Genomic DNA, 21189 nt, shown 5'->3' with positions numbered 1-21189 from the left:
GGGGCTCCGCCCCCCAGACCCCCCTGTCGCGCTTCGCGCTCGTCCTCAAACGCCGGACGGGCTAAAGATTCCCGCTCAGCCCAGGCGCTTCGTCAACGTGTACTCCGTGATTCCCGGCGGATAGTCGCGGATCACGCACACCACCTCGTAGCCATGCTTCCGGTAGAAGCCGGGGGCCTGGAAGTCCCAGGTCTCCAGGCGGGAGTTGAGGCAGCCGCGCTCGGTGACGGCCATGTGCTCGGCCTCCGCCAGGAGGTGGGAGCCCAGACCCACGCCGCGGTGGATGTCGTCCACCCACAGGTAGGTCACGTGGAGCCAGGTGGTCCAGGTGTGGCCGACCAGACCGGCGGCGAGGGCGCCGGTGGGGGTCAAGGCCCAGACGTGGAGGGGGCGTTCGCGTTCGGACGGGGTTCCGCGCAGGGCGCGGAGGATCCCAGACGCCGCCGTGTTGGTGTCCCGCAGTCGCCTGCGGAGCAGATCACGCCGATCTTTGTCGACTCCTGTCTCGATACGAAACATACGGCTCACCATAAACGCGCTGGCCAACCAGTTCTGCAAATTACCTTCCCCTCCCCGTCCCCGGCCTTACCCTGATGAACAGCACCGGTGGGGGCCGGTGCTGTTCAGGGGGCGAGACAGTCGGGTACGACGCCCGAAGTGGGGGTAGCAGTTCCAGCACGGCGGCGGCCGTGTGGCTGCGGCACCCCGCTTTCCGGGCCGTAAGCGGGCTCGGGATCACTTCGGGCGCCGTACCCGCACCGGCCGTCCCCCGACAGTGGGGGTTTCAGTGGTTCGCATCCGAGTACTGGTCGTCGACGACCACCGTATCTTCGCCGAGTCGCTCGCTGCCGCCCTCGCGGCCGAGCCCGACGTCGACGTGTCCGCAGCGGGCAGCGGTCCCGCCGCGCTGCGCTGCCTTGAGCGCGCGGCGGCGGAGGGCCGCCGGTTCGATGTGCTGCTCGTCGACGCGGACCTGGGCGGCAATCTGCCCGGCATGCGCCCGGCGGTGCCCGTCCAGGAGAGCAACGAGGACGGGCTGGTGGACGGCATCTCGCTGGTCGCCGGTGTGCGCTCCGGGCAGCCCAGCGTACGAATCGTCGTGCTGGCTGAGAAGGATGATCCGCGACGGGCCGCGCTCGCCCTGCAGGCCGGCGCCTCGGGGTGGGTCGCCAAGGACTGCTCGCTGTCGCGGCTGCTCACCGTCATCCGCGGGGTGCTGCGGGACGAGACGCATCTTCCGCCCGCCCTGCTCACGGGGGTACTGCGCGAGCTGACCGCCGCGCGCAAGCATCGCACCGAGAGCGAGCGGCTCGTCGAGTCGCTCACGCCGAGGGAGCGGGAGGTGCTGCGGTGCATGGTCGCCGGGCTGGGGCGCAAGGCCGTCGCGGAGCGGCTCTTCCTCTCGCCGCACACCGTCCGCACGCATATGCAGAACGTCCTCGGAAAGCTGGGCGTGCACTCGACTCTGGCCGCCGTGGCGCTCGCCCGCCGCGCCGGGGTCGGGCCCGTCGACCTAACCGGGGATGTTGTCGAACGGGGCGGTCAACTGGCGTAGCAGGCCCGCCAGTTCACCGCGCTGGGCCCTGCTGAGCTCCGCCAGGATCGCGCGCTCCTGGTCGAGGAGTCCGGCCAGCGCCTGGTCGGCGCGGTCGCGGCCCTCTTCCGTCAGGCGTACGAGCACGCCCCTGCGGTCGCTCGGGTCGGGCAGGCGCTCCACCAGGCCCTTCTTCGTCAGCCGGTCGATGCGGTTCGTCATCGTGCCGGAGGTGACGAGAGTCTGCGTGAGCAGCTGGCCGGGGGAGAGCTGATAAGGGGATCCGGCGCGCCTGAGCGCCGTCAGGACGTCGAACTCCCAGGGCTCCAGGCTGTGCTCGGAGAACGCCAGACGGCGCGCACGGTCCAGGTGCCGGGCCAGTCTGCTCACCCGGCTGAGCACCTCAAGCGGTTCCACGTCGAGGTCCGGGCGCTCCCGGCGCCATGCTGCGACCAGCCGATCGACCTCGTCCTCCATGACGATCAGTGTAGTGGTTGTGTCGATGTGAAGTCTCTTGATGTGGAGTCTCTTGACGTCGAGATACTTTGGGTGGCAGCGTGGAAGCCGCCCGCCTTGGACGACTTACGACTTACGACTTCGAGGAGATCCACCCATGGCCGCCGCCACCTCTCCCACCTGGGACCCGAGCCAGTACCTGCGCCACGCGGAGCACCGCGCCCGCCCCTTCGCCGACCTCCTCGCCCGCGTCCCGGCGCTGCCCCGCGACCCCGCCCGCATCGCCGACCTCGGCTGCGGCCCCGGCAATGTCACCACCCAGCTCGCCGAGCACTGGCCCGCCGCCCACATCACCGGCTACGACAACTCCGCGGAGATGCTCGCCAGGACCAAGGAGTACGCCGGTCCCACGTCCGGCGGTGGCCGCCTCGACTTCGCCCACGCCGACCTCACGGACTGGGCGCCGGCACGGACGTACGACCTGATCGTCTCGAACGCCGCGCTCCAGTGGGTGCCGGGCCACCTGGATGCCTTCCCCGGCTGGCTGGACGCGCTCGCTCCCGGCGGCACCTTCGCCTTCCAGATCCCGAACAACATCGACGCGCCCCTGCACGCCCTGATGCGCGAGCTCGCCGCCACCGCCCGCTGGCAGGACCGCCTCGCGCACATCCTGCGCCACGAGGACTCGGTGCACGACCCGCTGGTCTACCTGGACCGGCTCGCCCGCCTGGGCTGCGAGGTGGACGTCTGGGAGACGACGTACATGCAGGTTCTCCCAGGTGAGGACCCCGTCCTCGACTGGGCCAAGGGCACCGGCCTGCGGCCCGCCCTCACCGCGCTGGCGGACGACACGGAGGCGCGGGACGCCTTCGTCGGCGCATATCGGGATCTGCTGCGTGACGCCTATCCGACGGAGCCGTACGGCACGGTCCTGCCGTTCCGCCGGCTCTTCGTCGTCGCCCGGAAGGCCGACTGATGCTCGCCGCCGTCGATCATGTGCAGCTCGCCGCGCCGCCGGGCTCCGAGGACCGGCTGCGGGCGTACTACGTCGATGTCCTTGGGATGGCGGAGATGCCGAAGCCGACCGTCCTCGCGGCCCGCGGGGGCTGCTGGTTTCAGGCGGGGGCCGTGCAGCTGCACCTGGGGATCGAGCCGGACTTCCGGGCGGCCAAGAAGGCGCACCCGGGGCTGCGGGTCACCGGTATCGAGGCGTACGCCGCCCGGCTCCAAGCCCTGGGGGCCCCGGTGACCTGGGACGACAACCTGCCCGGACACCGGCGCTTCTACTCCGAGGACCCCGTCGGCAACCGGCTGGAGTTCCTGGAGCCGAACGTCAGGGCGGAGCGGTGATTCCGCGAGCGCTTCGACGCCTTCGGTAGGTCACGGACGCAGGCCCAGAATCCGCCCGACTTGCGGTGACTACGAGGAGGGCGTCGACCTGCCCAGAGTCGGCGAGGGCGATCGTCTCCCGCTCATGTGTCAGGCGGCGGACGGATGGCCGAGCTGGGAGCGGGCCGCGCTCACCGAAATCGCCTGTGCCCACATGGAATGGTTGCTCAGGTTCAACCCTGCGGAACAAGCCTCGGTTCAGCTCTTGCGGTGGCCTATCAGGCGCGGCTTCGGCTCCAGGCCGTCCAAGCCGTGCCAGGCGAGGTTGACCAGGTGGGCGGCGACCTCCGCCTTGCGGGGCTTGCGCACGTCCAGCCACCACTGGCCGGTCAGGGCGACCATGCCGACCAGCGCCTGGGCGTACAGAGGCGCCAGCTTCGAGTCGAAGCCGCGGTTCTTGAACTCGCGGCCCAGGATGTCCTCCACCTGCGTCGCGATGTCCGAGATCAGCGAGGCGAAGGAGCCCGTCGACTGGGGGATCGGGGAGTCGCGGACGAGGATGCGGAAGCCGTCCGTGTACTCCTCGATGTAGTCCAGGAGGGCGAAGGCGGCCTGTTCGCACAGTTCGCGGGGGTGGCCGGCCGTCAGGGAGCTGGTCACCATGTCCAGCAGACGGCGCATCTCGCGGTCCACCACCACCGCGTACAGGCCCTCCTTGCCGCCGAAGTGTTCGTACACCACCGGCTTGGAGACGCCCGCCTTCGCCGCGATCTCCTCCACCGACGTGCCCTCGAAGCCCTTGGCCGCGAACAGGGTGCGGCCGATCTCCAGCAGCTGCTGACGGCGCTCGGCGCCGGTCATGCGGGTGCGGCGTGCGCGCCGCGGCTTCTCATTGCTCGAGGTGCTGCTGGAGTCGGTCGCCACACCGTCAATCATGCCGCGTCGGCGGTTTCCGCTTTGCGACGGGAGTCCGACTCGTCCGTGTTGCGACGGGAATCGATACGCGAGCGTGACGGCCAGCGCACGTCGTACGCCCAGCCGAGCTGCTCGCACCAGCGGATGATCCGGGCCGAGGAGTCCAGCTGGCCGCGCATCACACCGTGCCGGGCGGAGGTCGGGTCGGCGTGATGGAGGTTGTGCCAGGACTCGCCGCAGGAGAGCACGGCCAGCCACCACACGTTGCCCGAACGGTCACGCGACTTGAAGGGGCGCTTGCCGACCGCGTGGCAGATCGAGTTGATCGACCAGGTCACATGGTGCAGCAGGGCCACCCGAACGAGTGAGCCCCAGAAAAAGCCCGTGAACGCGCCCCACCACGACATCGTCGCCAGACCGCCGATCAGCGGCGGGAGAGCCAGCGAGAGCATCGTCCAGTAGATGAACTGGCGGGAGATCGCGCGGATCGTCGGGTCCTTGATCAGATCCGGGGCGTACTTGTCCTGCGGTGTCCGCTCTTCGTCGAACATCCAGGCGATGTGCGCCCACCACAGGCCCTTCATCAGCGCCGGAAGCGTTTCGCCGAAGCGCCACGGCGAATGAGGGTCGCCCTCCGCGTCGGAGAACTTGTGGTGCTTGCGGTGGTCGGCGACCCAGCGGACCAGAGGCCCCTCGACCGCCATCGAACCGGCGATCGCCAGCGCGATCCGCAGCGGGCGTTTCGCCTTGAAGGCACCGTGGGTGAAGTAGCGGTGGAAGCCGATCGTGACGCCGTGGCAGCCCAGGTAGTAGAAGAAGACCAGCAGGCCGAGGTCGAGCCAGCTCACTCCCCAGCCCCAGGCCAGCGGCACCGCCGCCAAGAGTGCGAGGAACGGGACGGTGATGAAGAGAAGAAGGGCGAGTTGCTCGAGCGAACCCTTCTTCTCGCCGCCCAGCGTGGCGGCGGGGAGCGGGGTGTCGTTGTTCGCCTGCGGGGCGTCGTCGATCACATCGGAGCTCGTGGTCATGGGCGTCCCCTGTGGGGTTTCGAGGGTGGAGACAGATGTCCGGGGAGAGGGTTGAGCCAGATGTCCGGGGTGCGGACCCGAGGATCCTCCCGGGATCTGAAGGGAGTCCCTACGCTTCCGTAACCTACGGCGTCGTAAGTATGGCAGCGCGTAGCCCGGCGGCAAGAGCCCGTGAGTTTGCGCGTCCGCATGGACACCTATCCTTGGAGTCGGTCGGACAGCGCGGTCCGTTCTGAATTCTTCCCGGATGCCACGTCCCTAAGCGGCACCCGCCGCGCGGTCGCCACCCGGGTTCCCTCCCAGACGAGCTTCAGACGAGATTCTCCACTCTTCAGACGAGCTTCACCACTGCAAGGAGCCGCACCTGTGAGCAGTGCCGACGACCAGACCACGACGACCAGCAGCGCGCTGCGCGCCGACATCCGCCGCCTGGGTGACCTCCTCGGTGAGACCCTCGTCCGGCAGGAGGGCCCCGAGCTGCTGGACCTGGTCGAGAAGGTCCGCCGCCTGACCCGCGAGGACGGCGAGGCCGCCGCCGAGCTACTGCGCGGCACCGAGCTGGAGACCGCGGCCAAGCTGGTCCGTGCCTTCTCGACCTACTTCCACCTGGCCAACGTCACCGAGCAGGTGCACCGTGGCCGCGAGCTGCGTGCCAGGCGCGCCGCCGAGGGCGGCCTGCTCGCCCGTACGGCCGACCGGCTCAAGGACGCCGACCCCGAGCACCTGCGCGCGACGGTCAAGAACCTGAACGTGCGCCCGGTGTTCACGGCGCACCCCACGGAGGCCGCGCGCCGGTCCGTGCTGAACAAGCTGCGCCGCATCGCCGCGCTCCTGGAGACCCCGGTCATCGAGTCCGACCGCCGCCGCTACGACACCCGGCTGGCCGAGAACATCGACCTGGTGTGGCAGACGGACGAACTGCGCGTCGTACGCCCCGAGCCCGCCGACGAGGCCCGCAACGCCATCTACTACCTCGACGAGCTGCACGCCGGCGCCGTCGGCGACGTACTGGAGGACCTGACCGCCGAGCTGGAGCGCGTCGGTGTGGTCCTGCCGGACGAGACCCGCCCCCTCACCTTCGGCACCTGGATCGGCGGCGACCGCGACGGCAACCCGAACGTCACCCCGGCCGTCACCTGGGACGTCCTGATCCTCCAGCACGAGCACGGCATCAACGACGCCCTGGAGCTCATCGACGAACTGCGCGGCTTCCTGTCGAACTCCATCCGCTACGCGGGCGCCACCGAGGAACTCCTCGAATCCCTCCGCGCCGACCTGGAGCGCCTCCCCGAGATCAGCCCCCGCTACAAGCGCCTCAACGCCGAGGAGCCCTACCGCCTCAAGGCCACCTGCATCCGGCAGAAGCTGGAGAACACCAAGCAGCGCCTGGCCAAGGGCACCCCGCACGAGGACGGCCGCGACTACCTGGGCACCGGCGAGCTGCTCAGGGACCTCAAGCTGATCCAGACCTCGCTGCGCGAACACCGCGGCGGACTGTTCGCCGACGGCCGCATGGACCGTACGATCCGTACGCTCGCCGCCTTCGGCCTCCAGCTCGCCACCATGGACGTACGGGAACACGCGGACGCCCACCACCACGCGCTCGGCCAGCTCTTCGACCGCCTCGGCGAGGAATCCTGGCGCTACGTCGACATGCCCCGCGACTACCGCGCCAAGCTCCTCGCCAAGGAACTCAGGTCCCGGCGGCCGCTCGGCCCGACTCCCGCGCCGCTGGACGCCGCCGGACAGAACACCCTCGGCGTGTTCGAGACGGTCAAGAAGGCCCTGGAGATCTTCGGACCCGAGGTCATCGAGTCGTACATCATCTCCATGTGCCAGGGCGCCGACGACGTGTTCGCCGCCGCCGTCCTCGCCCGTGAGGCGGGCCTGCTCGACCTGCACGCCGGCTGGGCGAAGATCGGCATCGTGCCGCTGCTGGAGACGACGGACGAGCTCAAGGCCGCCGACACGATCCTGGAGGACATGCTCTCCGACCCCTCCTACCGCCGCCTCGTGGCGCTGCGCGGGGACGTCCAGGAGGTCATGCTCGGCTACTCCGACTCCTCCAAGTTCGGCGGCATCACCACCTCCCAGTGGGAGATCCACCGCGCCCAGCGGCGGCTGCGTGACGTGGCGCACCGCTACGGCGTACGGCTCAGGCTCTTCCACGGCCGCGGCGGCACCGTCGGCCGCGGCGGCGGCCCCTCGCACGACGCGATCCTCGCCCAGCCGTGGGGCACGCTCGAGGGCGAGATCAAGGTGACCGAACAGGGCGAGGTCATCTCCGACAAGTACCTGGTGCCTTCGCTGGCCAGAGAGAACCTCGAACTCACCGTCGCCGCCACCCTCCAGGCGTCCGCCCTGCACACCGCCCCGCGCCAGTCCGACGAGGCGCTGGCCCGCTGGGACGCGGCGATGGACGTCGTGTCGGATGCCGCACACGCCGCCTACCGCAGGCTCGTCGAGGACCCGGACCTCCCCGCGTACTTCTTCGCCGCCACGCCCGTCGACCAGCTCGCCGATCTGCACCTGGGCTCGCGGCCCTCCCGCCGTCCCGACAGCGGGGCCGGTCTCGACGGGCTGCGCGCGATCCCGTGGGTGTTCGGCTGGACCCAGTCGCGGCAGATCGTGCCGGGCTGGTTCGGTGTCGGCTCCGGGCTGAAGGCCCTGCGGGAAGCAGGCATGCGGCAAGAAGGTGACACGGTGCTCGACGAGATGCACGAGCAGTGGCACTTCTTCCGCAACTTCCTCTCCAACGTCGAGATGACGCTGGCCAAGACGGACCTGCGGATCGCCGCCCACTACGTCGACACCCTCGTGCCCGACGACCTCAAGCACGTCTTCGCCACCATCCGTGCCGAGCACGAGCTGACCGTCCGCGAGGTGCTCCGCATCACCGGCGGCGAGAAGCTCCTGGACACCAACCCCGTACTCCAGCAGACCTTCTCGATCCGCGACGCCTACCTGGACCCGATCTCCTACCTCCAGGTGGCCCTGCTCAAGCGCCAGCGCGACGAGGCGGCGGCCGGTTCAGAGCCGGACCCGCTGCTGTCGCGGGCGCTGCTGCTGACGGTGAACGGTGTGGCCGCCGGACTGCGCAACACCGGCTGATCCGCTACGAAAACGGCGGTGCCCCCGAGAGCGGGGGCACCGCCGTTTCGTGTGTCAGCCTCGGTTGGCCCTGCGGCGGAACACCAGGTAGCCGCCCGCCGCGACCAGCGCCGCCGCGGCGGCCGAGAGGGCGCCGACCGGGGCGCCGCTCCCCGTCTCCGCGAGGTCGCCGGCGCCCTGGGCGGACGGGGACGAGGACGCGGCCGCGGACGGAGCGGCCTCAGCGGAGGAGGCGGTCGAGGTCGGGGACGCGCTCGCCCCGGTCGTGCCGGACGGCGTGGCGGAAGCGGACGGCGTACTGCCGCCCTGCTCCTCGCCGGCGCAGTCGGTCCAGAACACCTTGTGCTTCGCGGCACCCTTCTCGCCGTCGAAGTTCCAGAACAGCTTGTAGTGCCCGTCGGGCAGCGACAGGTCGTTCGTGCGGCCGTGGCCCTTGGCGTCGAGCGTGATGTCGCCGGACTTCACGGTCTCGCCCTTGGTCGCGGCGGTCGGGGCCCAGGCCTCGATGTGCCAGTCGACCCGCTGGGCGCTGTCGAAGCCGAAGGCGTCGAGGTAGAACGTGCAGACATGCGGCTCGTTCTTGCGGAGTTCGGCGCCGGTGGTGGCGTCGTGGATCTTCACGGTGCCGTTGTCACCGGGGGCGGTGGCATGGGCGGAGGGAGTGATCAGCAGGGCCGCTGAGGAGACGGCGACGAGGGCGCCGGTACGGGTGAGGGTACGCATGGGCAGTCCATCTTCGGGGAGGGGAACGGAAGATGTGGAGGGGGCGGCTCAGCTTCCAGTTCCGGTGACGACCGGTCAAGCGGCAGAACGCCCCGGGTGCGCCATGCGTTACGTATCGCCCCAATGGTCGCGGATAACGATCAGGGAACGCACAGGTTTTCCATGGATGTTGAGACGGGGCGGTGCTCTGCGGCGTGCGCGAGGTGTTCCTCGGCGGCGCGCGGCGCGCGGCGCTCCTCGTCGTGTGTGCGCGCCGCTCTTCGGCCTGGTCACAGCGCCAGGAACGTGACCGTCAGCAGGGCGATCCCCGACCCCGCCATCAGCCACGACACGCGCGTGAGCCGCAGGCCGCCCGCGACCACCACCGAGGCGAGCAGCAGGGCGCCGGCGAGGGGAATCCAGGCGTAGAGCAGCCCGGCGGGACCTGAGCGGACGACATCACTACTGCCTGGCTTCACGGTGACCGTGTAGATCTGGCCCTTCTTCACCGCCACGGACTGCTCGATGGTCACGCGGGCCCGCGCCTTCGACCCCTCCGACGTCGGCGTGTACGGCCCCGTACAGCTCTCGCCCGAGCACGCCGTCACCGCCATCGTCCCCTGCTCCCGGCCCTTGCTCAGCATCACGTGCTGAGCGGTCCCCCAGGAGGCCCAGACGCCCGCGATCAGAATCAGCGCCGCGACCGCACCCATCGCCGCGAGGCGTCCGAACCGCAGGGCCGCGTGGGCGCTCGGACGGGAGCCTCGGCTTGCGGTGACGGCAGGCATGGCGGGGATCATTGGCCATGACAGTGCGCTCGGTCAACTCCGCTGGCGGACAAGTCGGCAGTTGTCCGCGTACATCAACCGCCGCCTAGGAGTTGTACGTGCTCTGCGCCCGCTCCAGCCCCTCGATGACCAGGCTCTCCACGGCGTCCGCCGCGCGGTCCACGAAGTAGCCGAGCTCCTTGCGCTCCGCCGACGAGAAGTCCTTCAGGACGAAATCGGCGACCGGCATACGACCCGGAGGGCGCCCGATACCGAACCGCACCCGGTGATAGTCCGCGCCCATCGCCTTCGTCATCGACTTCAGCCCGTTGTGACCGTTGTCGCCGCCGCCGAGCTTGAGACGCAGAACGCCGTAGTCGATGTCCAGCTCGTCGTGGACAGCGACGATGTTCGCCACCGGCACCTTGTAGAACTCCCGCAGCGCGTTCACCGGGCCACCGGACAGATTCATGTACGACATCGGCTTCGCCAGGATCACCCGGCGGTTCGCCGGACCGGGCGGACCGATGCGCCCCTCGATCACCTGTGCCTGCGCCTTCCCGGCCCGCTTGAACTTGCCGCCGATCCGCTCCGCCAGCAGGTCGGCCACCATGAAACCCACGTTGTGCCGGTTCATGGCGTACTCGGGGCCGGGGTTGCCGAGGCCGACGATCAGCCAGGGGACGCCCGCGTCGGTCGTCACGTCCGTGTCTCCTTCGTGCGAGGTGTACGTGGTGTACGTGGCTTTATACGCGTCAGCCGCCACTCCCTCGCGGAGCGGCGGCTGACGAAAGGGATTCCGGCGGGAATCAGGCCTCGGCGCCGGCCTCGGCCTCGCCCTCGGCACCCTCCGGGGCCTCCTCGGCCTGAGCGGCCAGGACCTGGAGGACGATCGCGTCCTCGTCGATCGCCAGCGTGGTGCCGCTGGGCAGCGGGATGTCCTTGGCGTGGATGGAGGCGCCGGCCTCCAGGCCCTCGATGGAGACGGTGACCGACTCCGGGATGTGGGTGGCCTCGGCCTCGACCGGCAGCGTGTTCAGCACGTGCTCGAGCAGGTTGCCGCCCGGGGCGAGCTCGCCCTCGGTCTGGACGAAGATCTCGACGTTGACCTTCTCGCCACGCTTCACCAGGAGCAGGTCGACGTGCTCCAGGAAACCCTTGATCGCGTCACGCTGCACGGCCTTCGGGATCGCCAGCTCGGTCTTGCCCTCGATCTCGAGGGAGAGCAGGACGTTCGGGGTACGCAGGGCGAGCAGCAGCTCGTGGCCCGGAAGCGTGATGTGGACCGGGTCGGTGCCGTGGCCGTAGACAACGGCGGGAACCTTGCTCTCACGGCGGATGCGGCGGGCGGCGCCCTTGCCGAACTCGGTACGGGTCTCGGCGGCGAGCTTGACCTCGGACATATTCACTCCTCGTAGATCTCTGGGGAAGGTGGTCACCCGGCCAAACATCGGCCTGCTACGAAGAGCGCGTCGATAACGGACCGCCGCACCCACAGGTACGGCCTCCCTCGCCGAGCAACTGTGACAGCGTACGCGGCGGGGAGGCCGTACAAGAAATCGATCTTCCGGGAGCCCGGAGAGTGCTTACTCCTGCTCCTCGAACAGGCTCGTCACCGAGCCGTCCTCGAAGACCTCGCGGACCGCGCTGGCGATCGTCGGCGCGATGGAGAGCACCGTGATCTTGTCGAGTTCCAGCTCGCCCGGAGTCGGCAGGGTGTCCGTGAAGATGAACTCGCTGACCTTGGAGTTCTTCAGACGGTCGGCGGCCGGACCCGAAAGCACACCGTGCGTGGCCGTCACGATGACGTCCTCGGCGCCGTGCGCGAACAGGGCGTCGGCGGCGGCGCAGATCGTGCCACCGGTGTCGATCATGTCGTCGACAAGGACGCAGACGCGGCCCTCCACGTCACCCACCACCTCATGGACGGTGACCTGGTTGGCGACGTCCTTGTCACGGCGCTTGTGCACGATCGCCAGCGGCGCGCCCAGGCGGTCGCACCAGCGGTCGGCGACGCGCACGCGGCCGGCGTCCGGGGAGACGACCGTGAGCTTGGAACGGTCGACCTTCGCGCCCACGTAGTCGGCGAGGACCGGCAGTGCGAAGAGGTGGTCGACCGGGCCGTCGAAGAAGCCCTGGATCTGGTCCGTGTGCAGGTCGACCGTGAGGATGCGGTCCGCACCGGCCGTCTTCATCAGGTCGGCGATCAGACGCGCCGAAATCGGTTCACGTCCACGGTGCTTCTTGTCCTGACGGGCGTAACCGTAGAACGGCACGATGACCGTGATGGAGCGAGCCGACGCACGCTTCAGCGCGTCGATCATGATCAGCTGCTCCATGATCCACTTGTTGATGGGAGCCGTGTGGCTCTGCATCAGGAAGCAGTCGGCGCCGCGGGCGGACTCCTGGTAACGGATGTAGATCTCGCCGTTCGCGAAGTCGAAGGCCTTCGTCGGGACTACCCCGACACCCAGCTTGTGGGCGACCTCCTGGGCAAGCTCGGGGTGGGCGCGGCCGGAGAAGAACATCATCTTCTTCTCGCCGGTCGTCTTGATCCCGGTCACAGCACTGTCTCCTCAGAGGTGTCTCAGCTGGGTGTTGAGAGTGGTCTCAGCTGGGGTGCGGGTGTGCACTTGTGCGGATGTGCACCTATCACGGTACGCCGTCCCGGACGCACCGGTTTCCGGTCAGCTTTCGCCTTCCGGCTCCCGGGAAGCCGCCTCCGCCGCCTTCGCGGCCGCGCTCCCGGGACGCTTGCGTGCCACCCAACCCTCGATATTCCGTTGCTGGCCACGGGCCACGGCCAGCGAACCGGGCGGCACGTCCTTGGTGATGACCGAGCCTGCCGCGGTGTACGCGCCGTCCCCGACCGTGACAGGAGCCACAAACATGTTGTCCGAACCGGTACGGCAGTGGGAGCCGACCGTGGTGTGGTGTTTTTCCTGTCCGTCATAGTTCACGAAGACGCTTGAGGCACCGATGTTGGAGTACTCGCCGATCGTCGCGTCACCCACGTACGAGAGATGCGGGACCTTCGTGCCCTCGCCGATCGAGGCGTTCTTCGTCTCGACGTACGTACCGACCTTCGCCTTCAGGCCGAGGCGGGTGCCCGGGCGGAGATAGGCGTACGGGCCCACGCTCGCCTGGGGGCCGACCTCGGCGCCGTTGGCGACGGTGTTGTCGACACGCGCGCCAGAGCCGACCTTCGTGTCCTTGAGGCGGCAGTTGGGCCCGACCTCGGCCCCCTCGCTCAGGTGAGTGCTGCCCTGCAACTGTGTCCCCGGGTGCACGATCGCGTCCTGCTCGAAGGTCACGGTCACGTCGATCCAGGTGGTGGCCGGGTCGACGACCGTCACGCCGGCGAGCATGGCCCGCTCCAGCAGCCGGTCGTTGAGGATGCGGCGGGCCTCGGCGAGCTGGACGCGGTTGTTGATGCCGGCGATCTCCCGGTGATCGCCGGCGACGGCCGCCCCCACCCGGTGCCCGGCCTCGCGCAGGATCCCGAGGACGTCCGTGAGGTACTCCTCGCCCTGACTGTTGTCCGTACGCACCTTGCCGAGCGCGTCCGCCAGCAACTGCCCGTCGAAGGCGAACACCCCGGAGTTGATCTCCCGGATGGCGCGCTGGGACGCGTCGGCGTCCTTGTGCTCGACGATCGCGGTGACCGCGCCGCTGACGCCGTCCCGCACGATGCGGCCGTAGCCGGTGGCGTCGGGGACCTCGGCGGTGAGCACGGTGACGGCGTTGCCGTCCCCGGTGTGGGCGGCGGCGAGCTCCCGCAGGGTCTCCCCGCTGAGCAGCGGGGTGTCGCCGCAGACCACGACGACGGTGCCGTCCACGCCGCCGCCGAGCTCCTCGAGCCCCATGCGTACGGCGTGCCCCGTGCCGTTCTGCTCGGCCTGCACGGCCGTGCGGACGCCGGGGTCGATCTCGGCGAGGTGCGCGACGACCTTCTCGCGGGCGTGCCCCACGACCACGACCAGATTCTCGGGCTCCAACTCGCGCGCGGCCGCGAGCACATGGCCCACCAGGGAACGGCCACACAGTTCGTGCAGAACCTTGGGTGTGGCCGACTTCATACGGGTGCCCTCACCCGCTGCGAGAACGACGACGGCTGCCGGGCGATTGGCGCTCACGGGTATGCCCTTCGGCTTCGGATGGCTGGGGTGTGGACATCCGCAGGATACCGGGGCGTTTCAGGGGGGACATGGGAGCGGGCCCTGACATGGCTGTCAGGGCCCGGACGTGAGCAGCTCCCCCATCAGGATTCGAACCTGAACATACGGTACCAAAAACCGCAGTGCTGCCTGATTACACCATGGGGGACTAAACTCGGCTAAACCGGACATTTGGTCAGGTTGCCGAGTTGGCACCCAACACTATGCCGTACCAAGCGCCTTCCACGCGACGGTACAACTCGGCGCCCTGTAGGACGTAGATCATGAGGCAGCCTCTGTAGGTGTCGCCGGTGTTCTTGCGGACCGTCTTCGGATTGTGCTTCTTGAGCGTGGTCCTGTTGAAGGCGTGACTGTCGACCCCGACGTGATTCGCCCAGTAGCGCTCGGCGGCGGCCACGTCGGCGGACTCGTGGATCATCACGCGGAAGCGGAGACGGCCCCGCTCGACTTGCAGGAGGTCGAGCCAGGTGAGGAACACGGAGATCATCCCTGGGTCGCTGTTGACGAAGAGGATTTGCTCTCGGCGGCTGTAGGGCTTGTCCTTGGCGCCCTCGGCCCAGTACAGGCCAACGCCCACGAGGAACAGCTCGCGATCGGAGAGTTCCCCGACCGCTGCGGCTGACGCTCGCTTGATTTCCTCACGCTCGCGATCCTGGGAAGCGCGTAGCCGCGCCAGCCCCGCGTTCATGCGCGCTCGCCGTTCTTCGGGGGTACACCGGGGTTCGGGATGGGGCAGGTCCCGTACCCAGAGTGATACCGAACTCTTTGAGCACCCCAGTTCTGCCTGGATCTCGTTGTACGTCCGCCCTTGCCGACGTAGCTCGCGAGCTCTGTGGCGCAGGTCGTCCTTCGCGTTCGGGCGCTTCGTCCACTCCGGGGGCGGCTCGCCCTCGACGAGGCGCTGGAGGATCTCCTTGTTGTGGACCTGGAGCTCCTCCCGGATCTGCCGAAGGCTGAGTCCCGCCCGTCGCAAAGCGACCGCCCGCTCCCGCAGCCCCTCGAAATCCGCGTACTTGCCATGTGCGTGTGCCATAGGGATACCGTCCGGGCGGAATGTGGGCTTCCGGTGTCGAACGGTGATCGATTCAGCAGTTCGAGGGATATCGGCGGGTTTCGCTTCTGTTCGATTGAGGGGTGTGGTCTACGCCAGGAGCCGAAACTCACCGGAAAAGGGGTGGGGGGCGACCGTAGGCTGGAGGCATGACCACGACGGGGGAAGAGCACACCGCGGCCGGGACCGGGCCGTGGTGGTGGGTCAGATGGCGCGGCGCGGCGCTCGACGCGGGTCTCGCGCTGGCCTCGGCGACCGAGTGCGGGATTGAGGGGATCCCGTTCGCGCATGACGCGGGACTGCCCGTTCCGGTGGGCGTCGGCTTCGGGCTGATCGCCGGTTCGGTGCTGCTGGGCCGGCGGAGATGGCCCATCGCCGTCGTGCTGGTGTCGATCGCCATCACGCCGGCCCAGATGGGGTTCCTGATGGGGCTCGTCGGGCTGTACACGCTCGCCGCGTCCGAGCTGCCGCGGCGGATCATCGGGGCGCTGGCGGGGATGTCCTTCGCCGGGATGCTCATCGTGACATTCGTACGGGCGCATCAGGGCGTGGTGCGCGGGGACGTGACCATGGGGGACTGGTTCGTCCCCTTCATCTCCATCACGACCGCCATCGGGATGACCGCCCCGCCCGTTCTGCTCGGGCTGTACGTGGGCGCGCGGCGGCGGCTGATGGAGAGCCTGCGGGAGCGGGCCGACTCGCTGGAGCGGGAGTTGCAGTTGCTCGCGGAGCGGGCGGAGGAGCGGGCGGAGTGGGCGCGGAACGAGGAGCGGACGCGGATCGCCCGTGAGATGCACGACGTGGTCGCGCACCGGGTGTCCTTGATGGTCGTGCACGCCGCCGCGCTGCAGGCGGTGGCGCGGAAGGATCCCGAGAAGGCCGTGCGGAACGCGGCGCTGGTCGGAGACATGGGCCGGCAGGCGCTGACCGAGTTGCGGGAGATGCTCGGGGTGCTGCGTACGGGGGACGGCCTGGACGTACGGGTGCAGCCGGTGCCGTTGGCCGCGGTGGGCGTGGCGGCGGCCGCGGCGGCGTCCCGGGCGGTCGACGATGCCGTGGACGGGCCCTCCCTCGCCGAACTGGACGAGCTCATCGGGCAGTCGGCCGCGGCGGGCATGGTGGTCGAGCTGTCGGTGGAGGGCGACGCGCGCGGCTACCCGCCGGACATCGAGCAGACCGCGTACCGGGTCGTCCAGGAGGCCCTCACCAACGTCCACAAACACGCGGCCGGCGCGAAGACCCACGTCCGGCTGGCTCACCGGCTCTCCGAGATCGCCATGCAGGTCGAGAACGAGTGCCCGCCCGAGCCGGGTTCGGCGTCGGACGTCCATCTGCCCAGCGGCGGCAACGGCCTGCTGGGCATGAAGGAACGGGTCGCGGCGCTGGGCGGCGTCTTCGTCTCCGGGCCCACGGAGGCGGGGGGTTTCCGGGTTTCCGCGGTGATCCCGGTCTTCAGCCCGTCCGGCGCTTGAGATCTTTTAGCCCGTCCGGCGTTTGAGGACGAGCGCGAAGCGCGATTACGGGGGTCTGAGGGCGGAGCCCCCAGATACGGGACGGGTAGGGGCGGAGGGGGCGAAAAACCTCGGCGCGTACCCGGCGCCGGGCGATGGCCTACCCCGCCGTCAGCCGGACCGGCTCGACCCCCGACAGCAGCGCGGTGAGGGCCGAGTCGATGTCGGGCCCGAGATACCAGTCGCCGGTGTGATCGAGGGCGTACACGCGCCCCTCCGCGTCGACGGCGAGCAGCGCGCGCGAGTCGGACTCCTCACCGAGGGGGCACACCTCGGTGTCCAGGGCCCGCCCGAGGTCGCCGAGGGTGCGCGCCATGTGCAGCCCGTGCAAGGGGTCGAGATGCAGCGCGGCGGGGGCGAGCTGCCGCCCGGGCGCCGACGCGCTGACGCGCAGCCCGCCGAACTCCGCCCACGCCTCCACCGCCGCGGGAAACACGGAGTGCCGATGCCCGGCCGGCGACGTGTGTCCTCGCAGCGCGTCGGCCCAGTACTCGGCCTGCTTTATGTCCCAGCGCCCGGGCTGCCACCCCGCGGAGCGCAGCGCGGCATCCACGGTGACGGAGAAGCGAGTGGTGGAGGAGCGGTCGGCGTGCATCTGCCCTTCGTTCGTCGAGGGTTGGGACATCGGCGTGGCGGGACGCCGTCGTACGAGCGGATGTGGGGGCGGCGGGGTTCAGGCGTCCGGGGTGGCCGGGTCGACGACGCGTACGCCGAAGTGGTCGCTGAGCGCCGTGCAGGAACGGCAGGGCGCGGCGAAGCTGCCGTGCAGCGGGTCGCCGTCCTCGCGGATGCGGCGGGCGGTGAGCTTGGCCTGCTTGAGTGCCTTGCGGGCCTCGCCGTTGGTCATCGGCTTGCGCGCGGCGCGTTTGCTGCGGGCGGCGTCGACGGTGGCGATGTGCCGGGAGATGAGGATGGCCTCGGCGCAGCGGCCGGTGAAGCGGTCGCGCTGTGCGCTGGTGAGGGTGTCGAGGAAGTCCTGTACGAGGGGGTGCAGGGCGGGGGGCTGGTCGCCGCGCGCGGCCGTGCCGGTGAGGGTGGCGCCGCGCACGGAGAGGGCGGCGGCGACGGTGGGAAGTATGCCGTCGCGGCGGTGCAGAAGGGTGGGGGCGGGGGGCGCCTCGGCGCTGCTCCAGCCGACCCGAGGGTCCCCGGACATGCCCGTATGCGTCGCGTTCATGATCGTATTTCCCTCCCGTGCATCCCCCGGTGCGGAGACAGACTGCCAAATGCCGTGGCAGGTGCGGAAGCTGGGGCGGCACGACACGCCCGGGCTTTGTCGTACGGTCACGGCGGGGTGACGGCAGGTCACGGAACCGGAGGCCCGGTGACCGGTGTCGGCGCACCGCATAGGCTGTCGACATCCGCGATCCATACCGCTACTGAGAACGCCGCAGGGGGCAACCGCCATGACGACAGGTCGGCTCGGGCAGCAAGCCGCGCCGCCGAACGCGGCCTACGCCGGGCAGGTCGTGCATTTCCCGGACCCGGTCCGGGCGGCCCGCCACCCCAGAGGTGTGCGGATCGACGAGTACGGCTATCCCGACTTCTCGGCGTACGCGCGTGCCGCCGCGGAGATCGCCGAGCCTCCGGAGGGCTTCGGTGTCGACGAGTTGCGGCTCACGGACTACGTCTCCGCGAACGCCGCGCTCGCGGCCACCGGTCATGACCTGTGGGACACGATTCCTTCGGTGGCCACCCCGCACGGCTGGACCTGGCACCACGTGCCGGGGACTCGGCGCCTCGAGCTGGTTCCCGTCGAGGTCAAGGCCCTGCTGCGGCACCACGGCGGTATCGCGACCTCGGCCGTCGACCACGACAAGCGGGGCACGCGGCCGTTGCAGGAGACGCGGCCCGCGCATCTCGGGCTGCCGAAGTCGTCGGTCGCGGTGACCGAGCAGCAGGTGCTGGGGGTGGAGGAGGATCTCGGCTATCGGCTGCCGGGCGCCTATCGGTCCTTCCTGAAGGCCGCGGGTGGCTGTGCGCCGGTGGGTGCCGCATTGGACGCCGAGCTCGGACTCCTCGTCGACCAGCCGTTCTTCACGGTGCGCGACGAGGCCGCCGTCAATGACCTCGTCTACGTCAACAAGTGCCTGCGCGACCATCTGACCAAGGATTACCTGGGCGTCGGCTTCGTCCAGGGCGGTCTGCTGGCGGTGAAGGTGAAGGGCGACGGGATCGGTTCGGTCTGGTTCTGCGCGTACGACGACGCCCGCGACCAGGACGCGTGGGTGCCGGCCGAGCGGGTGCGGCGGCTGCTGCTGCCCTGCGGCGGCGACTTCGACCAGTTCCTGTCCCGGCTCGCGGGCAATCCGCCGGAGTTGGAGACGGTGGCGAACCTGATGGTGGACGGCGGCTTCGCCCGCGCCGTGGCCGTGCCTGCAGAGCCTGCAGGGCCTGCAGGCCCTTCGATGTCTTCAGTGTCTTCGGTGGGGGAGTGAACTTCCGATGGTGACCTTCGCGCAGGCGCAGGAGCGCGCGGAAGAGTGGATCAACGGGGATGTGGCCTCGTACCAGCATCGTGAGGTGCGGGTGCGGGAGTTCGAACTCGGGTTCGTGGTGTGGGCCGAGGACCGTGCGGAGGGTCCGCGCTCCGACGGGGGTGCGCAGCGGCTCGTCATCGCGCGGGACAGCGGGGAAGCCACGCTGTGGCCCGCGCTGCCCGTGGGCGAGGTGATTCGCCGGTACGAGGAGGAGTACGGGGTACCGGACGCGTCCGCGGAACCGGCGCCCGCGCCTCCCGCCCGGGTCGACCTGAACCAGACGTCGTTCTTGCTGAGCCCTCCGGAGTGGCTCCAGGAGGCGGCGGACAAGCTGGGGATTCCGGATCGGCGGGCGGGGGCGGGTCCGTCCGACGGGGCGGGGTCTCGTGCCGCTGCGGCTTCTGCCGGTGCTGGTGCCGGGGCGGCTGCGGCTTCTGCCGGTGTTTCGGGTGCGGACGCGTCCTCGGGGGGCGGGTCCGTCAACGGGGCTTTCGGAAGCGGCAGTTCTGCGCCAGGTGTGCCTGGGCTGCAGGGAGCGCACGCTGCGTCCTCCGCGCCGGGAGCCCACGGCGGTTCGTCTGTGCCGGGTGTGCCGGGTGGTGTGCCTTCGGCGCCGGGTGCGGGTACGCCGTGGCCCGCGGCTGCCGATGATTCCGCTTCGGGTCCGCAGGACGCGGTGACGCCGGGTGCGCCCGCCGCGGCGACCCCGTGGGCGGGGACCGACACGAACGCCGATGCCGGGGACGACCGTTCCGTACCGCTGCCGGCGACCGTGTTCGCGCCCCCGCTGACCGATGTCGACGATGCCGACACCCCGCCGCCCGGCGTGATGCCGGACGCCAAGACCGCCCTGATGTCCGGGGGCAGCCAACTTCCGCGCACGGCAATGGCGCCCGCGGTCGACAACCCCAACTCGCCGCGGACCTCCGGTCCTTCGCAGGACATGGGTATGCCCTACGTCGCCGGCCGGCCGCCGCAAGCTCCGTTCGCGCCGTCCACGGACGTTCCGCAGGGCCCGGGCGCGCCCAGTACGCCTGCGCCGGCCCAGGGCCCCGGCGCGCCTCAGGGCACACCTCCGCCGGGTGCGTCCTCGTACGGCTATCCGCAGGGTCCCGGCGGACCGCAGGGCACGCCTCCTCCGGGGGCGCCGCAGGGCCCGGCTGTTCCCGGGACGCCTCCGCCTGGCGTGCCGTTCGCCGGTGGTCCGCAGGGCACGCCTCCGCCGGGTGCGTCCTCGTACGGCTATCCGCAGGGTCCCGGCGGCCCGCAGGGCGCGCCTCCTCCGGGGGCGCCGCAGGGCCCGGCTGTTCCCGGGACGCCTCCGCCTGGCGTGCCGTTCCCCGTTGGTCCGCAGGGCACGCCTCCGCCGGGGGCGCCGTCGTACGAGTTCCCGCAGGGTCCCGGTGGTGTGCCGAGTACTCCATCGCCCGGCGCGCCGCAGGCTCCGGGCGCCCCCGGTATGCCTCCGCCCGCTGCCCCCTCACGTCCTCTGCCCCCCAACGCCGGTGACATCGCGGACGCCGCGACCAGCAAGGCGCAGGGGCCGCCCCGGGGGGCGCGCGGTGGTGTGGGGAACGCGCCGCATCCGCCGAGCGCCCCTGGCGTGCCGGGTGCGCGGCCGGGGAGTACGCCTCCGCCGTCCGGGCCCGGTGCTCCGGGAACGCCCGCGGGTGGGTACGTACCGACGCAGCTCGTGGCGCAGTTGGGACCGGACGGTCCCGAGGGGCTCGCGGGTGCGCCCGCCGCGCCCGGCGCACCGAGCGCGCCCCAGCCTCCCGGTGCTACGCCTCCGGGCGATGCGCACTCCGCCGCGACGATGCTGGCGGGTCCGGCGGTCGGCGGTCCCGGCGCGCCGCAGCCGCCGGGCGCCCCGGGGGTACCGGGCGCGCCCGGGGCTCCTGGTGCGCCGCAGCCTCCCGGTGGTACGCCCCCGGGCGGTGTGCACCATGCCGCGACGATGCTGGCCGGTCCGGCGGTCGGGGGACCCGGCGTGCCGCCGCCCCCGCAAGCCCCCGGCATGTTTCCGGGCGCTCCCCAGCCGCTACGCCGGCCGCCCGTGCGCGGGGGGCGCCCGCCCCCGCTGCGCCTTGGCCCCGGGCGGCACGCCGCCCAGGCGGCCGCGCGCCG

19 protein-coding genes, 1 tRNA gene and 1 pseudogene are annotated in these 21189 nt (G+C 70.5%); 7 read left to right on the top strand and 14 right to left on the bottom strand.

Features of this window, described 5'->3' with window-relative positions; genetic code table 11:
• Positions 1-75 precede the first annotated feature (75 nt).
• Positions 76-531, bottom strand: a complete 456-nt coding sequence (locus AB0D27_RS40530; RefSeq protein WP_362519301.1) for a GNAT family N-acetyltransferase — start codon at positions 529-531, stop codon at positions 76-78.
• Between the two features lie 256 nt (positions 532-787).
• Here AB0D27_RS40530 and AB0D27_RS40525 point away from each other — a divergent pair, with 256 nt between their 5' ends.
• The gene (locus AB0D27_RS40525; RefSeq protein WP_261703947.1) at positions 788-1555 is read left to right on the top strand and encodes a response regulator transcription factor; all 768 of its coding nucleotides are present in this window, start codon (positions 788-790) and stop codon (positions 1553-1555) included.
• On the opposite strand, the gene tamR is transcribed toward AB0D27_RS40525, so the two are convergent.
• Entirely contained in the window at positions 1514-2011 is a 498-nt protein-coding gene (tamR, locus tag AB0D27_RS40520) for a MarR family transcriptional regulator TamR (RefSeq protein WP_362519295.1), read from the bottom strand. The two genes, AB0D27_RS40525 and tamR, sit on opposite strands and share 42 nt — an antisense overlap.
• Before the next feature lie 136 nt (positions 2012-2147).
• Here tamR and AB0D27_RS40515 point away from each other — a divergent pair, with 136 nt between their 5' ends.
• Entirely contained in the window at positions 2148-2966 is an 819-nt protein-coding gene (locus AB0D27_RS40515; protein ID WP_362519292.1) for a trans-aconitate 2-methyltransferase, read from the top strand.
• Positions 2966-3340 (top strand): VOC family protein, encoded by a 375-nt coding sequence (locus AB0D27_RS40510; protein ID WP_362519289.1) that lies wholly within the window; start codon positions 2966-2968, stop codon positions 3338-3340. The genes AB0D27_RS40515 and AB0D27_RS40510 overlap by 1 nt, the downstream gene beginning before the upstream one ends.
• A 237-nt stretch (positions 3341-3577) precedes the next feature.
• On the opposite strand, the gene AB0D27_RS40505 is transcribed toward AB0D27_RS40510, so the two are convergent.
• Together AB0D27_RS40505 and AB0D27_RS40500 are read right to left on the bottom strand one after the other, a co-directional pair.
• Positions 3578-4255, bottom strand: a complete 678-nt coding sequence (locus AB0D27_RS40505; RefSeq protein WP_362519286.1) for a TetR/AcrR family transcriptional regulator — start codon at positions 4253-4255, stop codon at positions 3578-3580.
• Positions 4252-5262 carry a fatty acid desaturase gene (locus AB0D27_RS40500; protein WP_362519283.1) on the bottom strand — a complete coding sequence of 337 codons (1011 nt, stop codon included), beginning with the start codon at positions 5260-5262 and terminating at the stop codon, positions 4252-4254. The genes AB0D27_RS40505 and AB0D27_RS40500 overlap by 4 nt, the downstream gene beginning before the upstream one ends.
• 366 nt (positions 5263-5628) lie before the next feature.
• Between AB0D27_RS40500 and ppc the strand changes: the two genes are divergently transcribed.
• A complete protein-coding gene (gene ppc, locus AB0D27_RS40495) occupies positions 5629-8373 on the top strand; it encodes a phosphoenolpyruvate carboxylase (protein ID WP_362519280.1) in 2745 nt (914 codons plus the stop codon).
• Positions 8374-8427: 54 nt separating this feature from the next.
• Here the strand turns inward: ppc and AB0D27_RS40490 are convergent, their stop codons facing one another.
• From AB0D27_RS40490 to AB0D27_RS40455, 8 genes are all read right to left on the bottom strand, one after another.
• Positions 8428-9096: an LPXTG cell wall anchor domain-containing protein gene (locus tag AB0D27_RS40490; protein WP_362519278.1), complete on the bottom strand. Its 669-nt coding sequence runs from the start codon at positions 9094-9096 to the stop codon at positions 8428-8430.
• A 269-nt stretch (positions 9097-9365) separates the two neighbouring features.
• Positions 9366-9863 (bottom strand): hypothetical protein, encoded by a 498-nt coding sequence (locus tag AB0D27_RS40485; RefSeq protein WP_362519276.1) that lies wholly within the window; start codon positions 9861-9863, stop codon positions 9366-9368.
• An 85-nt stretch (positions 9864-9948) separates the two neighbouring features.
• Complete coding sequence (pth, locus tag AB0D27_RS40480) at positions 9949-10545, bottom strand: aminoacyl-tRNA hydrolase (protein ID WP_362519273.1); 597 nt, start codon at positions 10543-10545, stop codon at positions 9949-9951.
• 106 nt (positions 10546-10651) lie between these two features.
• Positions 10652-11245, bottom strand: coding sequence for a 50S ribosomal protein L25/general stress protein Ctc (locus tag AB0D27_RS40475; protein ID WP_362519270.1), 594 nt, complete (start codon positions 11243-11245; stop codon positions 10652-10654).
• Between the two features lie 183 nt (positions 11246-11428).
• Complete coding sequence (locus AB0D27_RS40470; RefSeq protein WP_362519268.1) at positions 11429-12406, bottom strand: ribose-phosphate diphosphokinase; 978 nt, start codon at positions 12404-12406, stop codon at positions 11429-11431.
• Positions 12407-12529: 123 nt separating this feature from the next.
• Positions 12530-13978 (bottom strand): bifunctional UDP-N-acetylglucosamine diphosphorylase/glucosamine-1-phosphate N-acetyltransferase GlmU, encoded by a 1449-nt coding sequence (gene glmU, locus AB0D27_RS40465; RefSeq protein WP_362519266.1) that lies wholly within the window; start codon positions 13976-13978, stop codon positions 12530-12532.
• A gap of 117 nt (positions 13979-14095) precedes the next feature.
• Positions 14096-14168, bottom strand: a tRNA-Gln gene (locus AB0D27_RS40460).
• Between the two features lie 27 nt (positions 14169-14195).
• Entirely contained in the window at positions 14196-15053 is an 858-nt protein-coding gene (locus AB0D27_RS40455; protein WP_362519264.1) for a hypothetical protein, read from the bottom strand.
• A 167-nt stretch (positions 15054-15220) separates the two neighbouring features.
• Here AB0D27_RS40455 and AB0D27_RS40450 point away from each other — a divergent pair, with 167 nt between their 5' ends.
• Positions 15221-16543: a histidine kinase gene (locus tag AB0D27_RS40450; protein ID WP_362519262.1), complete on the top strand. Its 1323-nt coding sequence runs from the start codon at positions 15221-15223 to the stop codon at positions 16541-16543.
• A gap of 139 nt (positions 16544-16682) precedes the next feature.
• On the opposite strand, the gene AB0D27_RS40445 is transcribed toward AB0D27_RS40450, so the two are convergent.
• A complete protein-coding gene (locus AB0D27_RS40445; RefSeq protein ID WP_362519298.1) occupies positions 16683-17177 on the bottom strand; it encodes an SUKH-3 domain-containing protein in 495 nt (164 codons plus the stop codon).
• Between the two features lie 78 nt (positions 17178-17255).
• Positions 17256-17759 carry a YwqJ-related putative deaminase gene (locus AB0D27_RS40440; RefSeq protein ID WP_362519259.1) on the bottom strand — a complete coding sequence of 168 codons (504 nt, stop codon included), beginning with the start codon at positions 17757-17759 and terminating at the stop codon, positions 17256-17258.
• A 229-nt stretch (positions 17760-17988) separates the two neighbouring features.
• Here AB0D27_RS40440 and AB0D27_RS40435 point away from each other — a divergent pair, with 229 nt between their 5' ends.
• Positions 17989-19020, top strand: a complete 1032-nt coding sequence (locus AB0D27_RS40435) for an SMI1/KNR4 family protein (protein WP_362519257.1) — start codon at positions 17989-17991, stop codon at positions 19018-19020.
• Positions 19021-19027: 7 nt separating this feature from the next.
• A pseudogene (locus AB0D27_RS40430) lies at positions 19028-21189 on the top strand (hypothetical protein); the annotation flags it as partial.

The sequence above is a fragment of the Streptomyces sp. NPDC048415 genome, assembly GCF_040651675.1.
Taxonomy (GTDB): Bacteria; Actinomycetota; Actinomycetes; order Streptomycetales; family Streptomycetaceae; genus Streptomyces.
The sequence above is the reverse complement of the archived record's forward strand: the minus strand, read 5'-3'. Positions and strand labels throughout refer to the sequence as shown.

Excerpts from the sequence above, each read along its gene's own strand:
- AB0D27_RS40505 (WP_362519286.1), bottom strand. The coding sequence starts at position 4,255 with ATGATTGACGGTGTGGCGACCGACTCCAGCAGCACCTCGAGCAATGAG.
- tamR (WP_362519295.1), bottom strand. The coding sequence starts at position 2,011 with ATGGAGGACGAGGTCGATCGGCTGGTCGCAGCATGGCGCCGGGAGCGC.
- AB0D27_RS40500 (WP_362519283.1), bottom strand. The coding sequence starts at position 5,262 with ATGACCACGAGCTCCGATGTGATCGACGACGCCCCGCAGGCGAACAAC.
- AB0D27_RS40445 (WP_362519298.1), bottom strand. The coding sequence starts at position 17,177 with ATGCACGCCGACCGCTCCTCCACCACTCGCTTCTCCGTCACCGTGGAT.
- AB0D27_RS40450 (WP_362519262.1), top strand. The coding sequence starts at position 15,221 with ATGACCACGACGGGGGAAGAGCACACCGCGGCCGGGACCGGGCCGTGG.
- AB0D27_RS40485 (WP_362519276.1), bottom strand. The coding sequence starts at position 9,863 with ATGCCTGCCGTCACCGCAAGCCGAGGCTCCCGTCCGAGCGCCCACGCG.
- AB0D27_RS40475 (WP_362519270.1), bottom strand. The coding sequence starts at position 11,245 with ATGTCCGAGGTCAAGCTCGCCGCCGAGACCCGTACCGAGTTCGGCAAG.
- AB0D27_RS40455 (WP_362519264.1), bottom strand. The coding sequence starts at position 15,053 with ATGGCACACGCACATGGCAAGTACGCGGATTTCGAGGGGCTGCGGGAG.
- AB0D27_RS40515 (WP_362519292.1), top strand. The coding sequence starts at position 2,148 with ATGGCCGCCGCCACCTCTCCCACCTGGGACCCGAGCCAGTACCTGCGC.
- AB0D27_RS40490 (WP_362519278.1), bottom strand. The coding sequence starts at position 9,096 with ATGCGTACCCTCACCCGTACCGGCGCCCTCGTCGCCGTCTCCTCAGCG.
- AB0D27_RS40530 (WP_362519301.1), bottom strand. The coding sequence starts at position 531 with ATGGTGAGCCGTATGTTTCGTATCGAGACAGGAGTCGACAAAGATCGG.
- AB0D27_RS40435 (WP_362519257.1), top strand. The coding sequence starts at position 17,989 with ATGACGACAGGTCGGCTCGGGCAGCAAGCCGCGCCGCCGAACGCGGCC.
- AB0D27_RS40440 (WP_362519259.1), bottom strand. The coding sequence starts at position 17,759 with ATGAACGCGACGCATACGGGCATGTCCGGGGACCCTCGGGTCGGCTGG.
- AB0D27_RS40510 (WP_362519289.1), top strand. The coding sequence starts at position 2,966 with ATGCTCGCCGCCGTCGATCATGTGCAGCTCGCCGCGCCGCCGGGCTCC.